This is a genomic window from Gammaproteobacteria bacterium, from assembly GCA_003696665.1.
GTDB lineage: Bacteria > Pseudomonadota > Gammaproteobacteria > Enterobacterales.
In genome coordinates, this window is the sequence record RFGJ01000062.1 from 1 (window position 1) to 4,502 (window position 4,502).

Here is a 4,502-nt window from a genome sequence, read left to right on the forward strand (position 1 = left end):
GATACAACAAGCGTTCTAACTTCTTCATTGCTGTCCATCAAGTCTTATTGGTTGCGGTACGGCGAACAGTTGATATAGAAACCGCTCCTCTTCTTCCGGGGTCGTTGGCAGAAATCACTGTTGCGCCGGCACTTATCCCTCGCTTGACAAATTGCCCCACTTCCACAGTGCTGCCGTCTTTTTTAACAACAATCACTTTTCCAGTCGTCTTGTCAATATGAATCCGTTTGACATCTTTCGCTTGAATGTCCTTGGCCGCTTCTTGCTTGGCGCAAGTGGTGCCAGTGTTACCATCACAAGCCACTTCATACCCTGTCGGATCCACACCCGCCAGCGGGTTGTTCAGGATATAGCTGTAGGGATTGAGGCCCTGGCTGTTGCCGTTGCCTTGGATAAAGGGGGCGACTGAGAGGAAGTGGCCTAAGACCGGGGCGTAGACTCGGCCGTTCATATGGATAAGCTGGACATCATCCAGATGTTATTCGCAACGTCCTGTTGCTCACCTCGCTGAGGCCATCGCCCACACGGGTCTCGGTCAACACCGCCACATCGCCAAGATAAGCCTTTTGCCCCACGCGTGCCGGCTGGCCCATGGCCCTGATGGTGATGTGTTCAAAAACTTTGTCCACATACAATGCGGTCACGGTTTGACCGCCGCCGGTTTTCACCTGGCGGTAACGGGTGGTGTCCGAGGCATATTCAATGAAAATTTCAGGACGGAGAGATAAGCTAATCGATGGCGGAGAGGGAGGGATTCGAACCCTCGATGGGTTTTAACGCCCATACTCCCTTAGCAGGGGAGCGCCTTCAGCCACTCGGCCACCTCTCCGGGGTATTAAAAGGCCGTCAAGTTGTTGACGGCCGGAATGTTACCTTATCAAACAGAAAATGCAAGCACTTCGAGAAAGTTCTGTCACTCATCCGTAGGTTGGTTACCTTCGGCGGCTTGTTGCGCTTTTTCACGCTGAATGCGCAAGTAAATTTCCTCACGATGCACCGCAATCTCTTTAGGGGCGTTGACACCAATTCGAACTTGGTTGCCTTTCACTCCCAAGACGGTCACTGTCACTTCGTCACCAATCATCAAGGTTTCTCCAACTCGACGAGTCAATATGAGCATAATGTCAATCTCCTTTACCTTGCCCGTAGGCGTTACTTCCGTTCCCCGACAGGTATGTTTAAGTATCGAACACTTTCCCGTCCTGTCAAGGAAACCCAACCTGCGGGGCGAATTATCGGTAAATTCGCGTGGTAAATAAAGGTCTAACCACAAATATTTTTTCGAATTTGCTCAATCAGCTTCTCGACAGCCTCCTCAAGCGAATCCGGTTTGCCAGTACCACCTTGCGCGAGGTCAGGACGACCTCCACCCTTTCCGTCCGTCAATTGAGCCAGTGCTTTGACCAACTCTCCTGCGTTCAACTGCGCCTTCGCTCGACCAGTTAAGCCGATAATGAACTGCGCTTTGTCACTGTTTTTGGTCGTCAAGATACAGATTCCATCCTGAACACGGCTACGGAGTTGATCCATGCTTTCCCGAAGCGCTTTCATTTCCAAGCCTTGGGTATGCCTTACCACAAGCTTCAGATCGCCAATCTGTTGCGGAGCTTCTTGCGCACCGGCAGCCAATAGTGCCTCGGCTTTGGCTTTTTCCAACTTTTTCTGCAAACTTCTAAGCTGACTTTGCATTTGTTGTATCCGTTCCGGAAGCTCAGCCGGTGACGACTTGACCAAGTTCGCTGTTGCCATCAAAAGTGCATCTCTTGACTGCGTCCATTGAATCGCTTTGTCGCCAGCAACTGCCTCAATGCGCCTGATCCCCGACGCAATACCGGATTCAGATGTAATTCGGAACAGGCCGATGTCGCCAGTGCGTGTCACGTGTGTCCCCCCGCAGAGTTCCTTGGAGAAATCACCCATGGTCAGGACGCGCACCTGATCTCCATACTTTTCACCAAACAGCGCCATGGCCCCTGCTTTTTTCGCCTCATCTGGCGCCATTATCTCCGTTTTGACCTCATGGTTGGCCATAATCTGGGCATTCACCAAGGCTTCTATTTCAAAAATTTGCGCTTGTGTCAGCGCCTCAGGATGAGAGAAATCAAATCGCAAACGTTCCGCTTCGACAAGCGATCCCTTTTGCATAACATGTTCGCCGAGCACCTGACGAAGCGCCGCATGCAACAAATGGGTTGCGCTGTGATGTCTTGCGGTCGCCCAGCGGCTTTCAGATTCGACTGCGGCCACAACTTTTTCGCCACAGCCGATCCGTCCCTTCAGCACTGTGCCATAATGCAGCCATGCGGCGCCCTGTTTTTGCGTATCCGTCACTCGGAATGTGCCGTGCTCTGCGCGCAACACCCCTTTATCTCCGACTTGACCGCCAGATTCTGCATAGAAAGGTGTCTTATCGAGCACAATCACTGCTTCCATACCTTGTGAAACTTCGTCGACTTTTTCATTGCCAACAAAAATCTCGCCAACAGTTGCCTGTGTCTCCAAGACCTCGTAGCCGACAAATTCGGTTGTTACCGATGGCTGGATAGATTGTTCATAGCCACGGCTAAATTTTTGATGGCTTTTGGAACGTGCTCGTTGCTTGGCCATTTCAGCATCGAATCCCGCACGGTCAACTTGAAGTCCTTTTTCTCGCGCGATGTCTTCGGTCAAATCGAAAGGAAAGCCATAAGTGTCATACAACTGAAATGCCAGTTCGCCAGGAATGACTGTGCCTTGTAGTTTTTTAATGGCTTCTTCCAATAACCCCATGCCTTGCTCGATCGTCCGGCTAAATTGATGCTCTTCTCGCGCAAGCACTTGGGCGATACGCGCTTGATGTTGGCCAAGCTCCGGGTAAGCCTCGCCCATCGCTTCAATCAGATCCGGCAGAAGACGGTGAAAAAACCCATCAGGCGCTCCGAGCATGAAACCATGACGCACCGCTCGGCGAATAATCCGGCGCAACACATAGCCTCGTCCTTCATTGGACGGTGTGACGCCATCCAGTACTAAGAATGCACATGACCGTATATGGTCGGCAATGACGCGCAGTGAACGATTTTCAATGTCTTGGCATCCAGTTTCGCGCTGCGCGGCACGAATCAAAAGTTTGAATGTGTCAATCTCATAGTTCGAATGGACTCCTTGCAGCACCGCCGCAATTCGCTCCAGCCCCATACCGGTATCAATCGACGGATTCGGCAAGGGATGCAGTTTGCCGAACTCGTCTCGCTCGTACTGCATAAAAACGAGATTCCAGATCTCAATGTAACGGTCGCCATCTTCATCAGGTGAACCTGGCGGCCCTCCAGCCACCTCGGGGCCATGATCATAGAAAATTTCAGAACACGGACCACAGGGACCGGTATCACCCATTTGCCAAAAGTTATCCTTATCGCCCATGCGGGAGAATCGCTCCGGGGATACACCAATTTCTTTTAACCAGATGGCTTCGGCTTCCTTGTCTGATTCGTGGACGGTCACCCACAATTTCTCTTCGGGCAGTTGCAATACCTTTGTGAGGTACTCCCACGCATACGCAATGGCTTCCCGCTTAAAATAATCCCCGAACGAAAAGTTACCTAGCATCTCAAAAAACGTATGATGGCGAGCCGTATAACCGACATTTTCAAGGTCATTGTGCTTACCACCGGCCCTCACACATCTCTGTACTGAAACCGCACGCGAGTAGTCGCGCTGCTCCCGCCCCAGAAAAACATCCTTGAACTGGACCATGCCCGCGTTAGTGAACAATAGCGTATTGTCGTTGGCAGGTATCAGAGGGGACGACGGCACTACCGTATGTCCTTTCGCAGCAAAAAACTCTGTAAACGAATTACGAATATCCTGACTCGATGTGATTTTTTTCTCGCTCATGGTAATCGTTTTCCACTTTCCTGAGAGTTAAGCGAATTTGTTCTACGGTAAAGCCACGGGCGGACAAGGCCCGGTACACTTTTGCCCGCATCTTCGGATCCGCTGGCGGTGCTTCACCAAATTTTCGGCGATAAATATGAAGGCAAGAAGTTTCCCAATCCTTGTCGTCCGGATCAAGCACTGTTTGCACAATCGCATCATCAATTCCGTTTTGTCGCAACTCATGCTCAATATGCCGCGGCCCCTTTCCCATAGATTTTCGATAACGAACGAGACTTTCCGCAAAGCGTTGGTCACTGACCCAACCTTCTTCAATACAAAGGGAAACGGCTTGTGCGACTTGCTCCGGCGTGTAGCCTTTCCTTGCTAATTTTTCACGGAGCCCTTGAACAGAGTATTCTCGGCGGGACAGCAAGCGAACCGCCTCCATATAGGCGGTTCGCAGACGAGAACCTTCAGACTTCTTCTTGCTGCGGCGACGCTGCATGGTTTTCATCAGGGACCGTCAACAAACGTTTTCGCAGTTCGCGTTCGATCTCTTCAGCTATTTGCGGATTTTCCTTGAGATACTGAACCGCATTTTGTTTGCCTTGCCCAATTTTCGTTCCCTGATACGAATACCATGC

Annotated in this window: 6 protein-coding genes and 1 tRNA gene; all 7 read right to left on the minus strand. The window is 51.0% G+C overall.

The genetic code is table 11. From position 1 onward, the window contains the following. Window positions 1-37: 37 nt before the first annotated feature. Window positions 38-451 (minus strand): hypothetical protein, encoded by a 414-nt coding sequence (locus tag D6694_01905; GenBank protein ID RMH47439.1) that lies wholly within the window; start codon window positions 449-451, stop codon window positions 38-40. A 16-nt stretch (window positions 452-467) separates the two neighbouring features. Further along, on the minus strand, window positions 468-668 hold the full coding sequence (locus D6694_01910; GenBank protein ID RMH47440.1) for a hypothetical protein: 201 nt from the start codon (window positions 666-668) through the stop codon (window positions 468-470). A gap of 69 nt (window positions 669-737) precedes the next feature. Continuing rightward, a tRNA-Ser gene (locus tag D6694_01915) sits at window positions 738-829 on the minus strand. A gap of 84 nt (window positions 830-913) precedes the next feature. Continuing rightward, entirely contained in the window at window positions 914-1,120 is a 207-nt protein-coding gene (gene csrA, locus D6694_01920; GenBank protein RMH47441.1) for a carbon storage regulator, read from the minus strand. Window positions 1,121-1,263: 143 nt separating this feature from the next. Further along, window positions 1,264-3,876, minus strand: coding sequence for an alanine--tRNA ligase (locus D6694_01925; GenBank protein ID RMH47442.1), 2,613 nt, complete (start codon window positions 3,874-3,876; stop codon window positions 1,264-1,266). Beyond that, on the minus strand, window positions 3,836-4,372 hold the full coding sequence (locus tag D6694_01930; GenBank protein ID RMH47443.1) for a regulatory protein RecX: 537 nt from the start codon (window positions 4,370-4,372) through the stop codon (window positions 3,836-3,838). The genes D6694_01925 and D6694_01930 overlap by 41 nt, the downstream gene beginning before the upstream one ends. After that, window positions 4,332-4,502, minus strand: a 171-nt coding sequence (locus tag D6694_01935) for a DNA recombination/repair protein RecA (protein ID RMH47444.1), incomplete at its 5' end; no start/stop codon positions are given. The genes D6694_01930 and D6694_01935, both read right to left, overlap by 41 nt.